Origin of the sequence: Pseudomonas sp. B26(2017) (genome assembly GCF_002113045.1) — a bacterium.
Classification (GTDB): Bacteria; Pseudomonadota; Gammaproteobacteria; order Pseudomonadales; family Pseudomonadaceae; genus Aquipseudomonas.
The window spans coordinates 229,984-252,233 of sequence record NZ_NEJJ01000007.1 but is presented as its reverse complement, the minus strand read 5'-3'; the positions used below and the strand labels follow the sequence as shown (position 1 = coordinate 252,233).

The 22,250-nt window shown below is 61.0% G+C and carries 19 protein-coding genes; 9 read left to right on the top strand and 10 right to left on the bottom strand.

The window, feature by feature from the left end:
- Positions 1-9: 9 nt before the first annotated feature.
- A complete protein-coding gene (locus tag CAF79_RS12910) occupies positions 10-282 on the top strand; it encodes a type II toxin-antitoxin system Phd/YefM family antitoxin (RefSeq protein ID WP_039764708.1) in 273 nt (90 codons plus the stop codon).
- On the top strand, positions 279-611 hold the full coding sequence (locus tag CAF79_RS12905; RefSeq protein WP_085698076.1) for a type II toxin-antitoxin system RelE/ParE family toxin: 333 nt from the start codon (positions 279-281) through the stop codon (positions 609-611). Before CAF79_RS12910 ends, CAF79_RS12905 begins: the two co-directional genes overlap by 4 nt.
- 12 nt (positions 612-623) lie before the next feature.
- On the opposite strand, the gene CAF79_RS12900 is transcribed toward CAF79_RS12905, so the two are convergent.
- The 5 genes from CAF79_RS12900 to CAF79_RS12880 form a co-directional block, all read right to left on the bottom strand.
- Positions 624-1,226: a DUF924 family protein gene (locus tag CAF79_RS12900; RefSeq protein ID WP_085698075.1), complete on the bottom strand. Its 603-nt coding sequence runs from the start codon at positions 1,224-1,226 to the stop codon at positions 624-626.
- 3 nt (positions 1,227-1,229) lie between these two features.
- Positions 1,230-2,240 carry a class 1 fructose-bisphosphatase gene (locus CAF79_RS12895; RefSeq protein ID WP_085698074.1) on the bottom strand — a complete coding sequence of 337 codons (1,011 nt, stop codon included), beginning with the start codon at positions 2,238-2,240 and terminating at the stop codon, positions 1,230-1,232.
- A 195-nt stretch (positions 2,241-2,435) separates the two neighbouring features.
- Complete coding sequence (locus tag CAF79_RS12890; protein ID WP_085698073.1) at positions 2,436-3,800, bottom strand: DUF3999 domain-containing protein; 1,365 nt, start codon at positions 3,798-3,800, stop codon at positions 2,436-2,438.
- Positions 3,797-7,387 (bottom strand): DUF2339 domain-containing protein, encoded by a 3,591-nt coding sequence (locus CAF79_RS12885; RefSeq protein ID WP_085698072.1) that lies wholly within the window; start codon positions 7,385-7,387, stop codon positions 3,797-3,799. The genes CAF79_RS12890 and CAF79_RS12885 overlap by 4 nt, the downstream gene beginning before the upstream one ends.
- 102 nt (positions 7,388-7,489) lie before the next feature.
- A complete protein-coding gene (locus CAF79_RS12880; RefSeq protein WP_085698071.1) occupies positions 7,490-9,940 on the bottom strand; it encodes a glycogen/starch/alpha-glucan phosphorylase in 2,451 nt (816 codons plus the stop codon).
- 258 nt (positions 9,941-10,198) lie between these two features.
- Here CAF79_RS12880 and CAF79_RS12875 point away from each other — a divergent pair, with 258 nt between their 5' ends.
- Positions 10,199-10,636 (top strand): YkgJ family cysteine cluster protein, encoded by a 438-nt coding sequence (locus tag CAF79_RS12875; RefSeq protein WP_007952500.1) that lies wholly within the window; start codon positions 10,199-10,201, stop codon positions 10,634-10,636.
- Positions 10,637-10,784: 148 nt separating this feature from the next.
- Here CAF79_RS12875 and typA read toward each other — a convergent pair whose 3' ends face one another.
- Both typA and thiI read right to left on the bottom strand, forming a co-directional pair.
- Positions 10,785-12,605 carry a translational GTPase TypA gene (typA, locus tag CAF79_RS12870; protein WP_085698070.1) on the bottom strand — a complete coding sequence of 607 codons (1,821 nt, stop codon included), beginning with the start codon at positions 12,603-12,605 and terminating at the stop codon, positions 10,785-10,787.
- A 139-nt stretch (positions 12,606-12,744) separates the two neighbouring features.
- Positions 12,745-14,199 carry a tRNA uracil 4-sulfurtransferase ThiI gene (thiI, locus tag CAF79_RS12865; RefSeq protein ID WP_085684040.1) on the bottom strand — a complete coding sequence of 485 codons (1,455 nt, stop codon included), beginning with the start codon at positions 14,197-14,199 and terminating at the stop codon, positions 12,745-12,747.
- 328 nt (positions 14,200-14,527) lie between these two features.
- Here thiI and glnA point away from each other — a divergent pair, with 328 nt between their 5' ends.
- From glnA to ntrC, 5 genes are all read left to right on the top strand, one after another.
- Positions 14,528-15,934 (top strand): glutamate--ammonia ligase, encoded by a 1,407-nt coding sequence (gene glnA / locus CAF79_RS12855; protein ID WP_085698068.1) that lies wholly within the window; start codon positions 14,528-14,530, stop codon positions 15,932-15,934.
- Positions 15,935-16,078: 144 nt separating this feature from the next.
- Positions 16,079-16,588 carry a DUF4124 domain-containing protein gene (locus CAF79_RS12850; RefSeq protein ID WP_085698067.1) on the top strand — a complete coding sequence of 170 codons (510 nt, stop codon included), beginning with the start codon at positions 16,079-16,081 and terminating at the stop codon, positions 16,586-16,588.
- Positions 16,585-17,208, top strand: coding sequence for a DUF4124 domain-containing protein (locus tag CAF79_RS12845; RefSeq protein ID WP_085698066.1), 624 nt, complete (start codon positions 16,585-16,587; stop codon positions 17,206-17,208). The genes CAF79_RS12850 and CAF79_RS12845 overlap by 4 nt, the downstream gene beginning before the upstream one ends.
- 230 nt (positions 17,209-17,438) lie before the next feature.
- Positions 17,439-18,524, top strand: a complete 1,086-nt coding sequence (gene glnL / locus CAF79_RS12840) for a nitrogen regulation protein NR(II) (protein WP_007952516.1) — start codon at positions 17,439-17,441, stop codon at positions 18,522-18,524.
- On the top strand, positions 18,521-19,957 hold the full coding sequence (gene ntrC, locus CAF79_RS12835; RefSeq protein ID WP_085698065.1) for a nitrogen regulation protein NR(I): 1,437 nt from the start codon (positions 18,521-18,523) through the stop codon (positions 19,955-19,957). Before glnL ends, ntrC begins: the two co-directional genes overlap by 4 nt.
- 410 nt (positions 19,958-20,367) lie before the next feature.
- Here the strand turns inward: ntrC and CAF79_RS12830 are convergent, their stop codons facing one another.
- Entirely contained in the window at positions 20,368-20,808 is a 441-nt protein-coding gene (locus tag CAF79_RS12830; RefSeq protein WP_085698064.1) for a hypothetical protein, read from the bottom strand.
- Here CAF79_RS12830 and CAF79_RS12825 point away from each other — a divergent pair.
- Complete coding sequence (locus CAF79_RS12825; protein WP_007952520.1) at positions 20,807-21,262, top strand: tRNA (cytidine(34)-2'-O)-methyltransferase; 456 nt, start codon at positions 20,807-20,809, stop codon at positions 21,260-21,262. The two genes, CAF79_RS12830 and CAF79_RS12825, sit on opposite strands and share 2 nt — an antisense overlap.
- A gap of 183 nt (positions 21,263-21,445) precedes the next feature.
- On the opposite strand, the gene secB is transcribed toward CAF79_RS12825, so the two are convergent.
- Positions 21,446-21,931, bottom strand: coding sequence for a protein-export chaperone SecB (secB, locus tag CAF79_RS12820; protein WP_007909233.1), 486 nt, complete (start codon positions 21,929-21,931; stop codon positions 21,446-21,448).
- A gap of 63 nt (positions 21,932-21,994) precedes the next feature.
- On the bottom strand, positions 21,995-22,249 hold the full coding sequence (grxC, locus tag CAF79_RS12815; RefSeq protein ID WP_039764687.1) for a glutaredoxin 3: 255 nt from the start codon (positions 22,247-22,249) through the stop codon (positions 21,995-21,997).
- Position 22,250: the final 1 nt, after the last annotated feature.

The following is a 22,250-nucleotide window of genomic DNA, read 5'->3' as shown; positions in this document are numbered from 1 at the left end:
GCGCAGCCCGTGAAGCTTTCATCCCAGATCAAACCCATCAGTTACCTGAAAAGCCATACCGCCGAAATCGTCAAAACGATTAGCGAAAGCCGTGAGCCGCTGGTGATAACCCAGAACGGTGAAGCGAAGCTTGTAGTCATGGACGTCAAGAGTTTTGAAGAGCAGGAAGAAACAATGGCTCTGCTCAAACTGCTTGCCATGGGAAATCGAGAAATTGAGGAAGGCAAGTACAGGGACGTTGAAGACGTTTTCGCAGAGCTGGACAGGATCGACCCCCAATGAGTTTGAAGGTCGTTATTCTTCAGTCCGCCGAAACAGATCTCAAAGATCTTCGCACCTACCTCATCAAACAGTTCTCACCTCAAACCTGGCATAGCACTTATGCCAGCTTGAAGGTCGCTATTCGCAGTCTCGCATCCTTACCCTATTCAGGATCCATTCCCGAAGAAATAGAAAGACTGAACCTTGGTCAATATCGGCAAGTCATCTCTGGTTTGAATCGCATTATTTATGAAGTCCGAGAGCAGACTATTTATATCCATATCATCGCCGATACGAGAAAAAACCTGCCTGCACTCTTGATGAAGCGTTTGCTTCAAGGCAATCCCTGAGTCTGATGCAGCTCAGAAACTCGACCCCGGCTGCGAAAGAAACTCCAACTCCTCCACCGTAGACTCCCGCCCCAACACCGCATTGCGATGCGGAAACCGGCCAAACCGGGCAATCACCTTCTGATGCCGCTCGGCATAATCCAGGTTGTCGGCAAACACCCCGCGCTCCGCCTCCGGCTGTTCTGCCACCAGTTCGATGAATCGCGAGACGGCTTCATTCTGCACCGCGAGGTTTTCGCAGTGTTCGAAGACAAGGTAGATGAAGAGTCGCTGGATCGGTTTCAACTGCCGATCGAAGTCTGCAGCAATCCCCTGAGCAACCAGTTTCTGGGCCCGTAGATCACCGGAAAAAGCCTTGGGTGTATCGCGAAAGATCATGCGCGGGAGTTGGTCGAGCAACAGCACCACCGCCAGCCAACCTTCGGGACGTTGCGTCCACTCGGTCAATCCGCCAGCGAGGGCCTGATCGACAAAGACCCCGAAACGCTCACGCGCTTCGAGGTCCTGGCTGTCTGTCTTACCAAACCACAACTTGCCCTGTTGCGCCGAAACTTCAGTGGCTGATTCGGCATGACCGAACCACCAATCGAGCAACGGCTGCCAGGGCGCGGTCATGGTTTATTCCTTGTGGTAAGCCGTGGCGCGGGCGACTTCTTCTTTCGAGCCGAGGAACACCGCTACGCGCTGGTGCAGGCCTTCAGGCTTGATGTCGAGAATGCGCTGGTGGCCGTCGGTGGAAGCGCCGCCTGCCTGTTCCACCAGGAACGACATCGGGTTGGCTTCGTACATCAGGCGCAGCTTGCCCGGCTTGGACGGCTCGCGGCTGTCGCGTGGGTACATGAACAGACCGCCACGGGTCAGGATGCGGTGCACGTCGGCCACCATCGCCGCGACCCAACGCATGTTGTAGTTCTTTTTCAGCGGGCCTTCTTCACCGGCCAGCAGTTCGGAAACGTAGCGCTGTACCGGAGCTTCCCAGTGACGCTGGTTGGACATGTTGATGGCGAATTCCTGGGTGCTTTCAGGAATGGTGATGTCTTCGTGGGTCAGGACGAAGCTGCCCATTTCGCGGTCCAGGGTGAAGCCCTTCACGCCGTTGCCCAGGGTCAGGATCAACATGGTTTGCGGACCGTAGATCGCGTAACCGGCCGCGACCTGCTGGGTACCTGGCTGCAGGAAGGCCTTTTCGTTCAGGGCTTCGTTCTGGCTCAGGTATTCGTTCGGGCAACGCAGTACCGAGAAGATGGTGCCGACCGGGGCGTTGATGTCGATGTTCGACGAACCGTCCAGCGGGTCGAACACCAGCAGGTAGGCGCCTTTCGGGTATTTGCCCGGGATCTGGTAGGCGTTGTCCATTTCTTCGGATGCCATGCCGGCCAGGTGACCGCCCCACTCGTTGGCTTCGAGCAGGATTTCGTTCGACAGCACGTCGAGCTTCTTCTGCACTTCGCCTTGCACGTTTTCCGTGCCCATGCTGCCCAGAACGCCGCCCAGGGCGCCTTTGGACACGGCGTGGCTGATTTCCTTACAGGCGCGCGCCACCACTTCGATCAGGAAACGCAGATCGGCAGGAGTGTTGTTGCTGCGGGTCTGCTCAATCAAATAGCGACTCAGGGTAACGCGGGACATGGACGGCTCCGGTGGAATGGGGGGCTAAAAACCCGCGCAGTTTACAGGGAGTCTGAAACCGTAGCGAGCAATGACGCCCGGTAACGTGCGTCGAGTGCAATTCCTGCTATCAGACGTGATCGGACCTGGAGAGTTCAGGCACCGGATTCAGCGTAGTTGGAAACCCGACGAGTGTAGCGACCACACCCGTCTTATTCAGGATTTGGCCGGTGGCTTGCGCAGCAGACTGAAGGCCATCGCCGCCAGAAACAGCACGCTGAGCAACAACACCGCCCACAGGCCGAATTTCTTCCAGTTGGTGTCGCTGGTCGCTGCCGCAGTGGCCGTCGAAGTCTGGGTCGCCAGCGCTTCGCCCTGCACCGCGGCCTTGCCCAGCGTGGCCAGTTTCTCCGGTTTGAAATCGGGAATCAGCGTGGTCAGCGGCAGGTTCGCCGTCTTCACGGTCGGATTGCCCAGCGCCAGGCTGTACGGCCCTTCACCACGGGCAAGGAAGATCACCTGCGTGGCGCGCACCGCATATTTCAAGCTCGGTGCCTGTTCGCCGAGGCCGCCGCCGCGTTCGTCGACCGTGAGCTTCAACTGCTGCACGGTCTGGCCGTAAAGCTGCAATTCGTTCTGCAGCACGTCCTGGCCATTCTGGGTCAGGCGATAGAGCAGACCGCTGCTCAGCGGTTGCCACGGCAGACTGCTTTCGCGACGTCCCGACAACGTCACCGGCGCCAGACTGTTGGCCTGCTTCAGTTCGACCTGCACCCGCTCGATGTTCAGCCCCATCGGCAACTGCCAGGTGTATTCCCCGACCTTGCCGCTGCTGCCCGCCAGCGCCGGCGACCAGACCAATGGCAGCGGCAGGTGACGCGGGTCGCTGCTTTTCAGTTGTGCCGACGTCAGCTCCGGCGCCGAGGCCGGGGAATCCCACAGCAGACGCAGATACCGCGCCGATTGCCCCGGCAGCGCCACTTCATGTTGCTCGACCCGTTCGTCGGCAAAGGTCAGGCGCGCGACCTGGCCTTCGCCCCAGGCTTGCCAGTGCTGCAAGTCGTCGCTGGCCTCGATGCTGAAACGCTGGAAGCCGTCGCGCTCGCTGGTCCAGTCGAGGATCAGTTGCTGCAACGGCGCCTTGATCGCACTGGCGTCGAGCAGCCAGCCACGCAGCACTTCTTCACCGGCTTCGAGCTGGCTGGACGGCTGCACTTCCACTAGCGTGCCGGTGGTGGTGGATTGCACGCGAACGCTCGGCGCGCGCTCGGTCGCATCCGCCGAGTTGTACAGCGGGAACCACTTCACGTCATGTAACTGGCCGTCGTCGCGGGTCTGTGCTGATTCCCGGGCCAGGGCATAGGCCTGCGGCTCTCCGGCGGCATTGAACACCCGCAGATCGCTGAGATCGGTCTGACGTGCCTGCAACTGCACGCTCAGCGGCAGTTCGAGGCGATACCACGGGCCTGCGCCACTGACCGACAACGGCACCTGCGCGGCGAAGTCCGCCGGTTTTTCCTGGGCGCCGGCCGTCATGGCCACCCCCAGCAACAGCCAACCGAGATTAAGCTTGCGACTCAAGACGACACTCCTTCGGTTTCCGGGGCCGGTTTGTCCGCCGCCGGTGCAGCTTCGGCGCGTTTGGGCGGCAGCGGCGCAAAGTAGCCCACCACCAGCAGCAACACGCCGACGCCGATGAACGAGACGATCCGGGCCAGTCCGCCACGGTTGCTCAATTCGACAAAAATCAGTTTGGCCACCACCAGCGCAATCAGCGCCGCGCCGATCAGCCATACTTCGCGGCGATGGCGCAGGTGCCCGCCGATCATCAGCCCCAGCGCCATCAGCGTCCAGACGATCGACAACCCGGCCTGCACCAGCATCGATTCGAGCAGCAGATCCAGCTCGAACGGAATCCCCGCCCAATGGTGCGCGGCGCGGGTGACCAGCGCGGTGCAGAAGGCGAACAGCGAAACACCGGCAATCAGTTGCGTGGCGTAAGCCGCGTAATCCTGGCGGATCGACAGCTCGGCAACAGCGCTGCGCGACCAGACGTAAACACCGAACAACGCAAACAGCAGACCCAATTCCAGCGGGTTGAGCAGCGGCACATAAGGCAGCGGTTCGGCGTTGCCATCGCTGATGCCATTGGCCAGCCAGAACCAGACCAGCATCAGCACCGCCAGCGGCGCCGCCGCGTACAAACGGTACTCACGAGGGAACGCCGCCACCGGCCATGGCCAGTTGCGCGGCGCGGCCATCAGCAACAGATACACGCTTGGCAGAATCGCCCAGCCCAGCCAGCGCCAGGCGTTGTATTGCTCGGACAACAGCAGCAGGCCGTAACGCAATTCCAGCGCCAGCACGCCGATCAGCAGCCAGCAACCGAGTACATGCGCCATGCTCAAGGCCCGCGCCGGCAGCATGGGCGCCAGACGCCGCAGGCTGATGAAATGCACGACGAACACCGCCGCCCACGCCAGCCAGCCGAAATTCGCCGCCGGGTGATAACGCGAATGCCACGCGGCGAGCAACACCAAACCGGCCGCTGGCATCAGCAGGGTGCAGAGCAGACCGAGCGACGGCCAGTTCAGGCGCGAGGCCAACAGCGTCCACAACACGACGCTCAGCGCGGCGACCAGCAGCAACAGCGTCGCCTGCACATTCAGCGGCGCAAACCGCAGCACTTCACTGACCCACGCCAGCGCCCACCAACCGGCGCCCCACACCAGCAACACTTCGGACAACCGCTGCAAACTCAGCACATCGAACGCCGACGCGTGATTGCCCAGTTGCAGGCGCCACGCCCCGATCATCGCCGCCAGCCCCAGCACCAGCGGCGTCCAGAAACCGCCATGGGCCAGCGGTCGCAGGCCTTCGCTGGACAACGGCCCGAGCAACTCGGGGCCGGCCAGCAAGAACGCCGCGCCGCCGATCAACTGCAACAACAGACCGAAGACAAAACTCACGCGCTGCCTGAGGTACAGACTGAGCCAGATGATCAGCAAGCCACTGGCCGCCCACACCGCACTCGCGGTTTGCCACGGCAGCACGAACAACACCGCCAGATTGACCAGCACCAGCCCCGCCAGCAGCACCACCGACAAACCGCGCAACAGCCGCACATCGCTGCGCACCATTTCGTCACGCGCCGCCAGCAGCATGCCGGCGATCAACGCCAGACCAATCAGAGAGGCGCTGAGCAAACCGCTCCAGCCAGCGCTGAACACGGCCGCCGAATCCTCGCCTGCTCCTTGCAGGCGCAGCAGGAACAACACCCCGCCGAGCAGTTGTACGGCAAATGCGCAGAACAGGAACGTGCGCGATTGCAGGCGCAAGCCAACGAACAAGGTCACCAGTCCGGCCAATGCCCAACTGATCGCCGTGCCCTGCGTGAAGAAGAACAGCGGTGCCAGCAGATAAAGGAACGTCAGCCCCAGACTCGCCAGCACCGGCTGCCCCTGACGCTCCCACGCCGAAGTCTGCTCCGGCGACGCCTTGCGCAATTGATAGAAACTGAACAGCAACGCCGCGCCGAGCATCAATGCGCCCAACGGCGCACCGTCGAGCAGACTGCTTTGGCCAATGCGTAACTGGCTGAGAAACGCCAGCGCCGAGCCCAGTTGCAGCAGCAACGCGAAGGCCCTGGCCAACGGCCGGTGCTGACGCAAGCCCAGCCAGAAAATCCCCGCGCCCTCTACCGCCCAGGCCGCAGAGGTCCAGCGCGCATCCAGCCCCAGCGGAATCGCCAGACTGGCGAAGATCACCCCGAGCGCCAGGCAAGTCTCGCCCAGCAGCAACGCCCGGCCGCCCATCAGCACCCGGGCGAGGGTCATGTAAATCATGCCCAGCGCCAATGCGCTGAACGCGGCGGCGAATTCCAGATGCTGGATCAATGCGAATTGCAGACCGAAACCCACCAGCGGCGGACCGAACAGCATGGTGCCGTCAACGTAATCACCCTTGCGCGCCGACCAGTGCAGCAGCGCCTCGCGATCGCTTTCTGCCGGGGCGTCCGGCATGTCCAGCAGCTTGCGCCGGGCGAACAGCAGGCCGATAACCAGATACATCAGGAAGAACAGAATCAGGAACGGCTCTGTGCTCCACAGCAGTTCCGGCGTGTACGAACGCAGGCCCCAGGCGAAACCGATGCCGAAGGTGCCAATGAAGCCGATCAGGTTGAGCAGGCGCCAGGCCTTGAACCAGGCGATGGCCAGAATGCCGGCGTTGAGCAGCGCGAAATAACTGAACAGCGCCACATGGTTACCGGCGCCGGTGGAAGTCAGGATCGGCGCAGCGAAACCGCCCAGCGCGGCGACGCAGGCCAGGGCAAGGGAATCCTGAGTGATCGCCAAAATGGCCGAAAACACCGTCACTGCCACCAGCAATCCGAGCGCAGCAGACGGATCAAGCAGCGGGTGCAGACGCATCGCCGCAAACACCGTCAGGTACAACACCGCAATCCCGGTACCTTGCAGCATCAAGGCGTAGCTGTTGTTGCGATGGCGCAACCACCAGCCCAGCGCCAGCAATCCCAGCGCCGCCGCTGCGACCCCGGCGTAACGCATTTCGATCGGCACCACCATGCCTTCGGTGGCGTAACGCAGCAGGAAGGCCAGACCGAAGAACAACAGCACCACACCGACCCGCAGCACGGTATTGCCACCGAACAGCCAGTTGCGCGCAGCCCTGATGCCGCGCTCGATAAGGTTCGGGCCACGAGGTTCGGCAGGCGGTGATGGTTCGCGGGTAACGGGCTCCGGGCGCCAGGCATCGACCGGCAGCGGCTGATCAGCTTCGCTGGCGGCGACGGCGACAGGTTCGAGTTCGGGTGGCAGCTCCCAGATCAGCTCGGGTTCTGCGCCAGAGGGTTGTTCAAATACCGTGACAGGCTCAACGAGCGTTTCGCTGGCCGGTGCGACACTCGCCGGTGCCGGCGAATGTGCCGGAGCGCCCTCCAGCAGAAACAGACGCTGTTCGACGCCCTGCAACGCGATCTTCGCGTGATCCAGCTGACGCTGTTGCTCGGCAGCCTGTGAACCGAGCCGCGCGATGCGCATCGCCTGTCCGATGGCGAGCCCGAGCAAGGCGCCCAACAGCGCATCGCTGAACGACTCGTCGAGCAGCCAGCCGAGCAAAAGCCCGATCAACATGAACATCCATTGCATGGTCGATATCCCTGAGCAGCCCCGTGGCGGGGCGAAACCAAGGCTCAGTATATCGGCCCGGCCCAACAATCGTGGGGCCGGGCGCACATTTGTCGCTAAAAGTTACTCCAGTGCCTTCCAGATATCCGTGGCGTACTCGCGGATCGTCCGGTCGGACGAGAACCAGCCCATGCGCGAGGTGTTCAGCACCGCCGAACGCCACCAGTTATTGGCGTCGTGCCAGAGCGCATCGACGCGCATCTGCGCTTCCCAGTACGAATCGAAATCGGCGCAGACGAAGAACCGGTCGTAATCCACCAGCGAATCGATCAGTCCGGTGTAGCGCGACGTGTCGTCTGGCGAGAACACCCCGCTGCGGATCGCCTGCAACACGTCGTTGAGGCGATGGGACGCAGCGATATCCGGCAAGGCGCTGAACTCGTGGTTCTGCTTGCGCGCTTCGACCTGCTGGGCACTGAGGCCGAAGATGAACATGTGCTCGGCGCCGATGTTTTCGCACATTTCCACGTTGGCACCGTCGAGGGTGCCGATGGTCAGCGCACCGTTGAGGCCGAACTTCATGTTGCTGGTGCCCGAGGCTTCGAAACCGGCAGTGGATATCTGCTCCGACAGGTCCGCCGCAGGAATGATGCTTTCCGCCAGACTGACGTTGTAGTTGGGCAGGAACACCACTTTCAGCAGCCCACGCACGGTCGGGTCGTTGTTCACCACCCGGGCGATGTCGTTGGTCAGTTTGATGATCAGCTTGGCCTGGTGATAACTCGCCGCCGCTTTGCCGGCGAAGATTTTCACGCGCGGCACCCAGTCGATTTCCGGCTCGGCGCGAATCGCCTGATACAACGCGACCGTATGCATGAGGTTGAGCAACTGACGTTTGTATTCGTGAATCCGTTTGACCTGCACGTCGAACATCGCTGCCGGATTGACCGCGATCCCCAGCCTTTCATGAATCAGGTACGCCAAGGCTTTTTTGCTGTGCAACCGTTGCTCGGCGAAGGCTTTGCGAAAGGCGGGTTGTTCGGCGAACGGCTCAAGATCGAGCAATCGCTGTTCCGGGTTATCCAGGACGTCCGGGCCGAGGGAATCGACCAGCATCGATGTCAGTTCAGGGTTGGCCTGGTACAGCCAGCGGCGGAAGGTAATGCCGTTGGTCTTGTTGTTGATCCGCTCCGGATACAGCTTGTGCAGTTCGGCGAACACGGTTTTGCGCATCAGTTGCGTGTGCAGCCCGGACACCCCGTTGACGCTGTGGGAGCCGAGGAACGCCAGGTTGCCCATGCGCACCCGGCGACCGTTGTCTTCCTCGATCAGCGACACCGCGCGCAGCACGTCGAAATCGTGGATGCCCTTGGCCCGCAGCGAATCGATGTGCTGGGCGTTGATCAGGTAAATGATCTGCATGTGCCGCGGCAGCATGCGTTCCATCAGCCCCACCGGCCAGGTTTCCAGCGCTTCGGGCAGCAGCGTGTGGTTGGTGTACGACAGCGTATCGACAGTGACTTGCCATGCCGCATCCCAGGCCACGTCGTAGACGTCGACCAGTTGGCGCATCAGTTCGGCGACGGCGATCGAAGGGTGCGTGTCGTTGAGCTGGATTGCCGCGTGATCGCCCAGCGTCAGCACCGAGGTGTGCATGTTGCGGTGACGGCGCAGCAGATCCTGAAGCGATGCAGCGACGAAGAAGTATTCCTGACGCAGGCGCAGTTCCTGTCCGGCTTCGGTGCTGTCCGCCGGGTAAAGTACGCGGGAAATACTTTCGGCCCGGGCCACTTCGGCGACGGCGCCCAGGTGGTCACCGGCGTTGAAGCGCTCCAGGTGCAGGTCTTCCATGGCCCGGGCCCGCCACAGACGCAAGGTGTTGACGCTCGCCCCGCGCCAGCCGACCACGGGGGTGTCGTAGGCGATGGCCCGCACGGTTTCCGCCGGATGCCAGACCTGTTTCGATTTGCCTTCGCTGTCGGTCACGGTCTCGACGCTGCCGCCAAAGCCGATCGGATAGACCACCTCTGGCCGCTCGAACTCCCAGGGGTTGCCGAAATCCAGCCAGTGTTCGGTCTGTTCCTGCTGCCAGCCGTCGACGATGGCCTGGCGGAACAACCCGTGTTCATAACGAATGCCGTAGCCGTGGCCGGCGATGCCGAGGGTCGACATGCTTTCCATGAAGCACGCCGCCAGCCGTCCGAGACCTCCGTTGCCCAGCGCCGCATCCGGCTCCAGGATGCGAATGCGCTCCAGATCGACGCCCAGTTCGGTCAGCGCTTCACGGGCGACGTCCAGCAGACCTAGGTTGCTCAGGCTGTCGTACAGCAAGCGGCCGATAAGGAATTCCAGCGAGAGGTAATACACCCGCTTCTGACCTTTGCGGTAGATCTGCCGGGTGTGGTCCATCCAGTGCTCGACCATGTGATCGCGCGCCGCCAGGGCGATGGCTTCGAACCAGTCATGGTCGAAGGCGTGATCCGGGTCTTTGCCCACCGCGTAGGTGAGTTTGGTCAGGACGGCGTCGCGGAATGCGGCCACCTCTGCTTCGCGAACTAGTGGTTCTTGAGTCATCGATAGGACCTCGAGCGAGCGGGGAATTGTCAGAGCCTAGACGGTCTGACCGACGGTAGGGGCTCTGGTTCGGCAGTTTTTCGTGAGAGTGAGACTTCGTCCGGCAATACCTTGGGCAATGCCTTAATGAATGCAGGGGCCGTGCCGAATTGTTGGACGATGCTTGCGCATGAAGAAAAAATCTGGCGAAAGGTTGTTCAAAAATCCACCAGTCCCGGTATGATCGCGCGCCCTGATGCACACGCCTGGTAAACACCGATGATGAAGCCCAACCTGATCGCCGCAGCCGAGATCGACCGTCTCGATACCTGGGCCAAATATTCGGCCCCGATGTGCGGCTCGTGCGTCTCCAGCTGCTGCACGCTGCCGGTCGAGGTCAAGATCAAGGATCTGGTGCGTATCGGTGTGGTCGACGAGTTCGAACTGGGCGACCCGCCGAAGAACATCGCCAAGCGTCTGCAAAAGGAAGGTCTGGTCGAGCGCTTCAACCAGAAGTCGGGGATCTTCACCCTCCAGCGCATGAGCAACAACGATTGCTACTACCTGGATCGCAAGAGCCGGCTGTGCACCATTTATGACAAGCGCCCGGACACCTGCCGCAACCACCCGAAAATCGGCCCGCGCCCGGGATATTGCGCTTACAAGCCAAAGGAAGTGGAGCGGGTGCAGAATTCGCGGTCGATCGAACGCTTCTGATCCTGCTTGATCGTTCCCACGCTCCGCGTGGGAATGCAGCCCGGGACGCTCCGCGTCCCAGACGCCGAACGCGATATTCAAATCCCGGACAAACAAAAACGCCCCCGGTCTCTCGACCGGGGGCGTTTTTTTCAAGCCTGGCTAAAGCTTATGCCTTGGCTTTCTTGGCAGCGCGGGTGCGCTCGCCTTCGTCCAGGATCTTCTTGCGAAGACGGATGGACTTCGGCGTCACTTCGCACAGCTCGTCATCCTGGATGAATTCCAGAGCCTGCTCCAGAGTGAAGCGGACAGGTGGAACCAGAGCGATGGTTTCGTCTTTACCCGAAGCACGCATGTTGTCGAGCTTCTTGCCCTTGGTAGGGTTGACGCCCAGGTCGTTGTCACGGCTGTTCAGACCCACGATCTGACCGTTGTAGATCTCCTGACCGTGTTCCACGAACAGCTTGCCACGAGCCTGCAGGGTTTCCAGGGAGTAGGTCAGTGCCTTGCCGGTTTCAACCGATACCAGAACACCGTTCTGACGGCCGGACATGTGACCGGACTTCATGGTGTCGTAACGATCGAAGATCGAGGTCAGGATGCCTGCGCCGTTGGTCAGGGTCAGGAACTGGTTACGGAAACCGATCAGACCGCGAGCCGGGATGTTGTACTCCAGGCGCACACGGCCCTTGCCATCCGGGGACATGTTGGTCAGGTCGCCCTTACGCAGACCCATTTCTTCCATGACCTTGCCCTGGGACTCTTCAGGGATGTCGATGGTCACGTTTTCGAACGGTTCCTGCTTCACGCCGCCCACTTCGCGGATGATCACTTCAGGACGGCCCACAGCCATCTCGAAGCCTTCGCGACGCATGGTTTCGATCAGTACCGACAGGTGCAGCTCACCACGACCCGATACCTTGAACTTGTCGGCGGAATCGCCTTCTTCAACTTTCAGGGCAACGTTGTACAGCAGCTCTTTGTCCAGACGTTCCTTGATGTTGCGGGAAGTCACGAACTTGCCTTCTTTACCGCAGAACGGCGAGTCGTTGACCTGGAAGGTCATGGAAACGGTTGGCTCGTCGACGGTCAGCGGCTTCATCGCTTCGACAGTGTTGATGTCGCACAGGGTGTCGGAGATGAACAGCTCGTCGAAACCGCTGATGCAGACGATGTCACCAGCCTGGGCTTCTTCGACGTCAACGCGGTGCAGACCGTGGTGACCCATCAGCTTCAGGATACGACCGTTGCGGCGCTTGCCTTCGGTGTCGATGGCGACGACCGGGGTGTTCGGCTTGATGCGGCCACGGGCAATACGGCCAACGCCGATCACACCCAGGAAGCTGTTGTAGTCCAGTGCGGAGATCTGCATCTGGAACGGACCGTCACGGTCAACGGCCGGCGCTGGAACGTTGTCGATGATCGACTGGTACAGCGGGGTCATGTCTTCGGCCATTTCGGTGTGGTCCAGACCGGCGATGCCGTTCAGGGCCGAGGCGTAGACGACTTTGAAGTCCAGCTGTTCGTCGGTGGCACCCAGGTTGTCGAACAGGTCGAAGATCTGGTCCAGAACCCAGTCAGGACGCGCGCCCGGACGGTCGACCTTGTTGATCACGACGATCGGCTTCAGACCGGCTTCGAACGCCTTCTTGGTCACGAAACGGGTTTGCGGCATAGGGCCGTCTTGAGCGTCAACCAGCAGCAGCACGGAGTCGACCATCGACATGACGCGCTCTACTTCGCCGCCGAAGTCGGCGTGGCCCGGGGTGTCCACGATGTTGATGTGGTAGCCGTTCCAGTTGATGGCGGTGTTTTTCGCCAGAATGGTAATGCCGCGTTCTTTTTCCTGGTCGTTGGAGTCCATCACGCGCTCGTCGTTGAGCTCGTTGCGCTCCAGGGTGCCGGATTGACGCAGGAGTTTGTCTACCAGGGTGGTTTTACCGTGGTCAACGTGGGCAATGATGGCGATGTTACGTAGATTTTCGATCACTTGTGTATCTCGATCAGAGGATTCGGTTTGCTGACAAGTCCTGGCAGCGATTAGCAGTAGTGTCCGGCATGGCCGTTACAGCTTGACGGCGGTGTCGGGGGGCCGGTGACGCAGGCCACAGGCAAACAGCCCCGGGCACTTAGCTCGGTCGATAAACGCGCACATTGGCATGCCCCTCACTGAGCAAATGGTGGGCATGCAGGCGACTCATCACGCCTTTGTCGCAATACAGCAGGTACTGGCGAGTAGGGTCCAGTTCCTTGAAACGAGCGTTCACTGCGTAGAACGGCATCGTCTGTACCTCTATGCCGGCGAGTTCCAGCGGGTCATCCTCGGCGGCATCCGGGTGGCGGATGTCGATGACGATCTGACCGGCCAGCGCTTCGCTGACTTCTTCGATCTGCAAATCCTGGCCCAATTCGTCGATCACCCGATCGATCGGCACCAGTCTGGCGTTTGCGAGCGCACGCTCGAGCACCGCCATGTCGAATTCCTGCTCTTCGTGCTCGACCCGGCCACGCTTGGCGGCGGTCTTCGGGTTGACCGAGATGACGCCGCAGTATTCCGGCATGTGCCGGGCGAAATCACCGGTACCGATCTGGTCGGCCGTGTCGATGATGTCTTGCTTGTGGGCGACGATCAGCGGTCGCAGCACCAGTTTGTCGGTAACGCAATCGATGACCGACAGGTTCGGCAACGTCTGGCTCGACACCTGGGAAATCGCTTCGCCGGTGACCAGCGCATCAATGTGCAGGCGTTCGGCAATGCTCGACGCTGCGCGCAACATCATACGCTTCAATACGACGCCCATATGACTGTCGTCGACCTTGCCGAGAATTTCGCCCAGCACTTCTTCGAACGGGACACTGACAAATAGCACGCGTTGCGAGCTGCCGTACTTCTTCCAGATGAAATGCGCGACTTCCATTACGCCCAATTCGTGGGCACGACCGCCCAGATTGAAGAAGCAGAAATGCGTCATCAGGCCGCGGCGCAGGATCTGGTACGCGGCAACCGTCGAGTCAAAGCCGCCGGACATCAATACCAGCGTCTGTTCCAGCGCACCGAGCGGGTAGCCGCCGATGCCATTGTGCTGGCTGTGGATCACAAACAACCGTTTGTCGCGAACTTCGATACGGACTTCGATTTCCGGCGCTTTCAGGTCGATCCCCGCGGCACCGCATTCACGGCGCAGCTTGCTGCCGACGTATTTTTCGACGTCCATCGAGCTGAACGCATGCTTGCCTGCACGCTTGCAGCGCACCGAAAAGATCTTCCCGGCCAGCGCGTCGCCGTAGTGCTGCTTGCACTTCTCGGTGATGTCGTCGAAGTCGCCCAGCGGGTACTCGTCGATCTGCAGAAAGTGCGCGATGCCCGGCATGCAGGTCAGGCGTTCGCCCATTTCCTTCAGGGCCTTGGGATCGGTGACGCGGGTTTCCAGCTCGAGATTGTCCCACACACCGTTCACCACCACGGCCGGGTCCAGGTCGCGGAGCACGGTGCGGATGTTCTTGGCCAGCTGGCGGATGAATTTCGTCCGGACAGGTCGGCTTTTGATGGTGATCTCGGGAAAGACTTTAACGATTAGTTTCATGAAAACAGCGCGCGCAGGGCCAGCCGAAAAAGGGGGGCGCGGATTATAGCGGAAATTGCTCAAGGTTTAACCAGTTAATGTGCAGAAGGTTTTGCGCGCACCAAAACGGGTCATTTTTCGATTTGAACGCTACATTAAAGGGCGAGATTTTCGCCATTAAGGCGCTTTCGATCTTTAGAAGCGTGAATTTGGGGCAAAAAACCCATGCTGGGGCACTGGCATGCAATTTGCTCCCTTGTGAGGCAGGTTGCCTTGGCAGAGTATTCGCGCCGGCATCACCAACATTTAAGGGCATCCACTACCCGCCCTAAGCCACCCGGAGGACACTATGTCGAAGTCGGTTCAACTCATCAAAGATCATGACGTCAAGTGGATTGATCTGCGCTTCACGGACACCAAAGGCACTCAGCACCACGTGACCATGCCGGCTCGCGATGCGCTGGAAGACGACTTCTTCGAAGCGGGCAAGATGTTCGACGGTTCCTCCATCGCTGGCTGGAAAGGCATCGAAGCCTCCGACATGATCCTGATGCCGGACGACGAAACCGCCGTTCTGGACCCGTTCACCGAAGAACCGACCCTGATCCTGGTCTGCGACATCATCGAGCCTTCGACCATGCAGGGCTACGACCGCGACCCACGTGCCATTGCCCGTCGCGCCGAGGAATACCTGAAGACCACCGGTATCGGTGACACCGTATTCGCCGGTCCCGAGCCTGAGTTCTTCATCTTCGACGAAGTGAAGTTCAAGTCCGACATCTCCGGCTCGATGTTCAAGATCTACTCCGAGCAAGGCTCGTGGATGTCCGACCAGGACGTGGAAGGCGGCAACAAGGGCCACCGTCCAGGCGTGAAAGGCGGCTACTTCCCGGTTCCGCCGTTCGACCACGACCACGAAATCCGTACCGCCATGTGCAACGCACTGGAAGAGATGGGTCAGACCGTTGAAGTTCACCACCACGAAGTGGCAACCGCCGGTCAAAACGAAATCGGTGTCAAGTTCAACACCCTGGTGAAGAAAGCTGACGAAGTTCAGACTCTGAAATACGTTGTACACAACGTGGCCGATGCCTACGGCCGCACTGCGACCTTCATGCCGAAGCCACTGTACGGTGACAACGGTTCGGGTATGCATGTGCACATGTCCATCGCCAAAGACGGCAAGAACACCTTCGCTGGCGAAGGCTATGCCGGCCTGTCCGAAACCGCCCTGTACTTCATCGGCGGCATCATCAAGCACGGTAAGGCCCTGAACGGCTTCACCAACCCGGCCACCAACTCCTACAAGCGTCTGGTGCCAGGCTTCGAAGCTCCGGTGATGCTGGCCTACTCGGCTCGCAACCGTTCCGCCTCGATCCGTATTCCTTACGTCAACAGCCCGCGTGGCCGTCGTATCGAAGCACGTTTCCCGGATCCGGCTGCCAACCCGTACCTGGCTTTCGCAGCACTGCTGATGGCCGGTCTGGACGGTATCCAGAACAAGATCCACCCAGGCGATGCTGCCGACAAGAACCTGTACGACCTGCCGCCTGAAGAGGCGAAAGAAATCCCGCAAGTTTGCGGCAGCCTGAAAGAAGCTCTGGAAGAGCTGGACAAGGGCCGTGCGTTCCTGACCAAGGGCGGCGTGTTCTCCGACGACTTCATCGATGCCTACATCGCGCTGAAATCCGAAGAAGAAATCAAGGTCCGCACCTTCGTACACCCACTGGAATATGAGCTGTACTACAGCTGCTGATCCGGTAGCGCCGCGCTACGCGGCGTGACAAAAGAGAGGCCTCCTTCAGGAGGCCTTTTTTATTGGCCGGATGTTTTCCATCCGAGCCTTCCCCGCTCCACTGTCCTATGCTGCATCCCATCGTTTTCGTTTTCGGTCGATTTCATGGGTCGCACCCTTCTCTATATTTTGCTGCTGATCGCCCTGCCCGTCGCCGCGCAGATCTACAAGTACACCGACGCCGGCGGCAACACGGTGTACAGCGATCACGCGCCGGACGGCGTGCAGGCGCAGGCGGTGGAGTTGCCGCCGCTCAACAGCGTCCAGCCTCAGGCACCGAATGCGCCGTCTACCGATACGGTCAGTCGTGAGCCTGCGCGCAATGCCTACGAAGTGCTGGAGCTGACCGGCCTGCCCACCGAGGAAGCCCTGCGCGCCAACAACGGCACCTTCACGGTCAGTGTGCTGATCAAGCCGCGTCTGCAACCGCCGCATCAATTGCGCCTGCTTTTGGACGATGCGCCTTATGGCCAGCCGAGCAACGTGCCGATCCTGCAACTGGTGAACGTCGACCGGGGCGAGCATCGGCTGGCGGTGCAGGTAATCAATGGCGAGGCGATCATTCAGCAGAGTCCGGCGGTAGTGTTCACCGTGCAGCGGGTGCACAAGCCATGACGCGGGGATTGATTGCCTTGTTCCTGTCGTTGATCGCGCTCGGCGCATCGGCCGAGGCGTTCACTTACATCGACGCACAGGGCAATCGCGTCTACACCGATCAGCCGCGTGGCAACGCCAAGCGCGTGCCGCTGGCCACCAGCAATCGCATGGCCTCGAATCCGAGCAGCGCCGCCACGATCACGCCGTCGAAGAAATCTGCGGAACCACCGCTGTTCCACTACGACATGCTGCGCGTGCTGATCCCCGAGCCGGACGCGACCATTCGCAGCAGCGCCGGCGAACTGATCGTCAGCGTCACCAGCGAGCCGGGCCTGCAAAGAGGTCATCTGTATCGCTTGCTGCTGGATGGCAAAGCCGTCGGCGAACCAGGTCTGAGTCCTGTGTTCCCGCTGAGCAATATCGATCGCGGCAGCCACAATCTGTCGGTCGAGATCCTCGACGCTCAGGGCCGAACCGTGGAGAAAACCGCCAACCAGCCGTTCCACATGCAACGCATCTCTCTGGCCCAGAAGCGTCAGGTCAAACCGTGCGTCAGCGCCGACTATGGCGTGCGTCCGGAATGCCCGCTGAAAGACAAACCCGCCGAACCGAAAAACCCTTTCCTGCGTTTCTTCTGACGCCGTTCAGCTTTGCGCACTATATTGGTGCAATACGCTGCACCGTACTCACATTCCAACCCATTTTGGTTCGAAAGTACCCGCCAGAGCGGTTTGACTGCCACGCAAACGAGCGTCAAACGCCCGTTTCAGGGGTTGAACGCTTCTTTTCGGAGCCTTGGTTTGGTTTTTGCATTTTCCTCGCATCAGCGCTGTATCCCTGCGCGCGCCATGCTCCAAAAGAGGTCCTCATGACCATCAGTGACGCACTGCATCGCTTGCTACTCGACAACCTGACCACCGCTACCATCCTGCTCGACAGCGAATTGCGCCTCGAGTACATGAACCCGGCGGCGGAGATGCTGCTGGCCATCAGCGGCCAGCGCAGCCATGGCCAGTTCATCAGCGAGCTGTTCACCGAGTCCACCGAGGCGCTCAACTCGTTGCGCCAGGCGGTGGAGCAGGCGCATCCGTTCACCAAGCGCGAAGCGATGCTCACCGCTCTCACCGGACAGACCCTGACCGTGGATTACGCGGTGACGCCGATCCTCAGCAACGGCGCGACCCTGCTCCTGCTGGAAGTGCATCCCCGTGACCGTCTGTTGCGGATCACCAAGGAAGAGGCGCAGTTGTCGAAGCAGGAAACCAGCAAGATGCTGGTGCGCGGCCTGGCTCACGAGATCAAGAATCCGCTGGGCGGTATCCGCGGTGCCGCGCAATTGCTGGCCCGGGAGCTGCCGGAAGACAGCCTGCGCGACTACACCAACGTGATCATCGAAGAGGCCGACCGCCTGCGTAATCTGGTCGACCGCATGCTCGGTTCGAACAAACTGCCGTCGCTGGCCCTGTGCAATGTCCACGAAGTGCTGGAGCGCGTCTGCCAACTGGTCGAGGCCGAAAGCCAGGGTTGCATCACGCTGGTGCGCGATTACGACCCGAGCATTCCCGACGTCCTGATCGACCGCGAACAAATGATTCAGGCGGTGCTGAACATCGTGCGCAATGCGATGCAGGCCATCAGCAGCCAGAACGAGCTGCGCCTGGGCCGCATCAGCCTGCGTACCCGCGCCATGCGCCAGTTCACCATCGGCCACGTCCGCCATCGTCTGGTGACCAAGATCGAGATCATCGACAACGGCCCGGGCATTCCGGCGGAACTCCAGGAAACCATCTTCTTTCCCATGGTCAGCGGCCGTCCGGACGGTACCGGGCTGGGCCTGGCCATCACCCAGAACATCATCAGCCAGCACCAGGGCCTGATCGAATGTGACAGCCATCCAGGCCACACCACGTTTTCGATCTTTCTGCCACTGGAACAAGGAGCCACATCGACATGAGCCGTAGTGAAACCGTGTGGATCGTCGATGACGACCGTTCTATCCGTTGGGTTCTGGAAAAAGCCCTGCAACAGGAAGGCATGACCACCCAGAGCTTCGACAGTGCCGATGGCGTGATGAGCCGCCTCGCACGCCAGCAGCCGGACGTGATCATCTCCGATATCCGCATGCCCGGCGCCAGCGGCCTGGACCTGCTGGCGCGGATCCGCGAGCAGCACCCGCGGCTGCCGGTGATCATCATGACCGCTCACTCCGATCTGGACAGCGCTGTCGCCTCCTATCAGGGCGGCGCGTTCGAGTACCTGCCCAAGCCGTTCGACGTTGACGAAGCGGTGTCGCTGGTCAAGCGCGCCAACCAGCACGCCCAGGAACAACAGGGCCTGGAAGTCGCTCCGCCCCTGACCCGCACCCCGGAAATCATCGGCGAAGCGCCGGCGATGCAGGAAGTGTTCCGCGCCATCGGGCGCCTGAGCCATTCCAACATCACCGTGCTGATCAACGGCGAATCCGGCACCGGTAAAGAACTGGTGGCTCACGCCCTGCACCGCCACAGCCCGCGCGCGGCCTCGCCGTTCATCGCGCTGAACATGGCGGCGATTCCGAAAGACCTGATGGAATCCGAGCTCTTCGGCCACGAGAAAGGCGCGTTCACCGGCGCGGCCAACCTGCGTCGCGGCCGCTTCGAACAAGCCGACGGCGGCACGCTGTTCCTCGATGAAATCGGCGACATGCCGGCAGACACCCAGACCCGACTGCTGCGGGTGCTGGCCGATGGTGAGTTCTATCGCGTTGGCGGGCACGTGCCGGTCAAGGTTGATGTGCGGATCATCGCCGCGACTCACCAGAATCTGGAAACCCTGGTTCACGCCGGGAAATTCCGTGAGGACTTGTTCCACCGCCTCAACGTGATCCGCATCCACATCCCGCGCCTGTCGGATCGCCGCGAAGACATCCCGACCCTGGCCAAGCACTTCCTCAGCCGCGCCGCGCAAGAACTGGCGGTCGAGCCGAAGCTGCTGAAAAGCGAGACCGAGGAATACCTGAAAAACCTGCCATGGCCGGGCAACGTGCGCCAGCTGGAAAACACCTGCCGCTGGATCACGGTGATGGCGTCCGGGCGCGAGGTGCATATCAGCGACCTGCCGCCGGAACTGTTGAGCCTGCCGCAAGACTCGGCGCCGGTGACCAACTGGGAACAGGCGCTGCGCCAGTGGGCCGACCAGGCCCTGGCTCGCGGTCAGTCGAGCCTGCTCGACAGCGCGGTGCCGGCGTTCGAGCGGATCATGATCGAGACCGCACTCAAGCACACCGCCGGGCGTCGTCGTGACGCTGCGGTGCTGCTGGGCTGGGGCCGCAACACCTTGACCCGCAAGATCAAGGAGCTCGGCATGAAGGTTGATGGCGGGGATGACGATGAGGGTGATGAAGGCTGAGATTGAGCGCCAGTCTGCACCGCCGCAAGGCACCGTGACCCGTAATCGGGCACGGCCAATGGCTCAGGCTTGCACTGAAAACCGCTGAAAATCCCATCCTGTGAAAAGACGAAGGCCCCGTATTACAGGGCCTTCGTCATTGTGTCGGGCTTTTTTGTTTCAAAACGAGAAAACCTGGCACGCCCCCTGCAATAACTCCATCAGGTGATTCGATTCACCCACCCTTTCGGGGGCCTTGGTACAGGCAGGCCGGGGATTCCCCTCTTTACACCGGACTCATCGAGTCCACCCTTTTGGGGCCCTTGATACAGGCAGGTCAGGGGTTCCTTCTTTACACCGGCTCAGAACGCGATGCGATGAGCCCGCCCGTTTCGGGAACCTTGGTACAGGCAGGCCGGGGATTCCCTCTTTTATTGCTCCCGGAGATGGATCTCCAGCCGCCAGCGGTCATCGACCGCCTGGCCGGCCCAGTCGCCCTGCAGCGGCCGCGCCGCCACCAGCGTCAGCAACAATCCCCCGTCACTCAAGCGTGTCCGCCAGTTCACGTCCTTGCCGTTGAACTTGAGCTGTCCTTTCTGCACCTTGCCTTCGGCCTCGAACAGCAACGCAACGCTGCCATCGACGATCTCGCCGTGCAGCTTCGGCTCGTTGTTGAACCAGACCGCCAGCCCCCCATCGATCACCTCGACCTGCTGTAAAACGGTCGGGTCAGGCGTGGTCAAACGGCCGATCATCATCCCGACCATCACACCGACAATCGCCAGCGAAGCCATCACCCGCGGGAATAGTTTCGAACGCGGATCCGCTTGCGGCGTAGAATGCGCGTCATCTTTACCTTCGGAGCCGTGCATGTTTCACGTCATCCTTTTTCAACCGGAAATTCCACCGAACACCGGCAACGTTATCAGGCTGTGCGCCAACAGCGGCTGCCACCTGCATTTGATCGAACCGCTGGGCTTCGAGATGGACGACAAGCGCCTGCGTCGTGCCGGTCTCGACTACCACGAGTACGCCACGCTGCAACGCCACGCCGACCTGGCCAGCTGCCTGGAAAGCCTCGGTCATCCACGGCTGTTCGCCTTCACCACGAAGGGCTCGCGGCCGTTTCACGATGCCGCGTTCGTCCCGGGCGATGCGTTCATCTTCGGACCGGAAAGCCGCGGCCTGCCGCCGGAGGTGCTCGACGCCCTGCCGGGCGAACAGCGCCTGCGCCTGCCGATGCGCGAAGGCTGCCGCAGCCTGAACCTGTCCAACACCGTGGCAGTGGCCGTATACGAAGCGTGGCGGCAGAACGACTTCAAGTAACGCGCCAGTCCTGGATCGTTCCCGCGCTCCGCGTGGGAATGCAGCCCGTGACGCTCCGCGTCACTGGACGCGGAGCGTCCCCAGAGGCATTCCCACGCAGAGCATGGGAACGATCAACGCGAGAACGATCGCCCAAGAAAAAAGCGCCTGTAACGGCGCTTTTTTCGTTGTTGCATCCACCGCTTACTGAACGGTCGGAGTCTCGCCGGATTCCTGCATGCGCTGCAGCTCTTGCGCGTACAGGGCGTCGAAGTTCACCGGGGCCAGCATCAGGGCCGGGAACGAACCACGGGTCACCAGGCTGTCCAGGGTTTCGCGAGCGTACGGGAACAGGATGTTCGGGCAGAACGCACCCAGAGTGTGGCTCATCGAAGCCGCGTCCAGGTTCTTGATCAGGAAGATACCGGCCTGTTGCACTTCAGCGATGAAGGCGACTTCTTCACCGTTTTTCACGGTGACGGACAGGGTCAGCACGACTTCGTAGAAATCACCTTCCAGGGCTTTCTGGCGGGTGTTCAGATCCAGAGCGACCGCCGGATCCCACTGCTGGCGGAAGATCGCCGGGCTTTTCGGGGCTTCGAAGGACAGGTCGCGTACGTAGATGCGCTGCAAGGAGAATTGCGGTGCGGTTTCTTCTTCGCTGGCTGCAGTGTTCTGTTGGTCAGTCATCTCAGATCCTTTCTGATCTCGGGTCTTTTAGGGTTCTTGGTGTTCGGTAGAGCGTGCAGCAGGTCAGGCCTTGAGCAGCGCGTCGAGCTTGCCGGCGCGCTCCAGGGCGTACAAATCGTCACATCCGCCGACGTGGGTGTCGCCGATCCAGATCTGCGGCACGGACGTGCGTCCGGCCTTCTGGGCCATGGCGGCGCGCACCTGCGGCTTGCCATCGACCTTGATCTCTTCGAAGGCCACGCCTTTGTTCGCGAGCAGGTACTTGGCGCGCGAGCAGTAAGGGCAGTAATCGCTGGAGTAGACGATGACGTTGCTCATG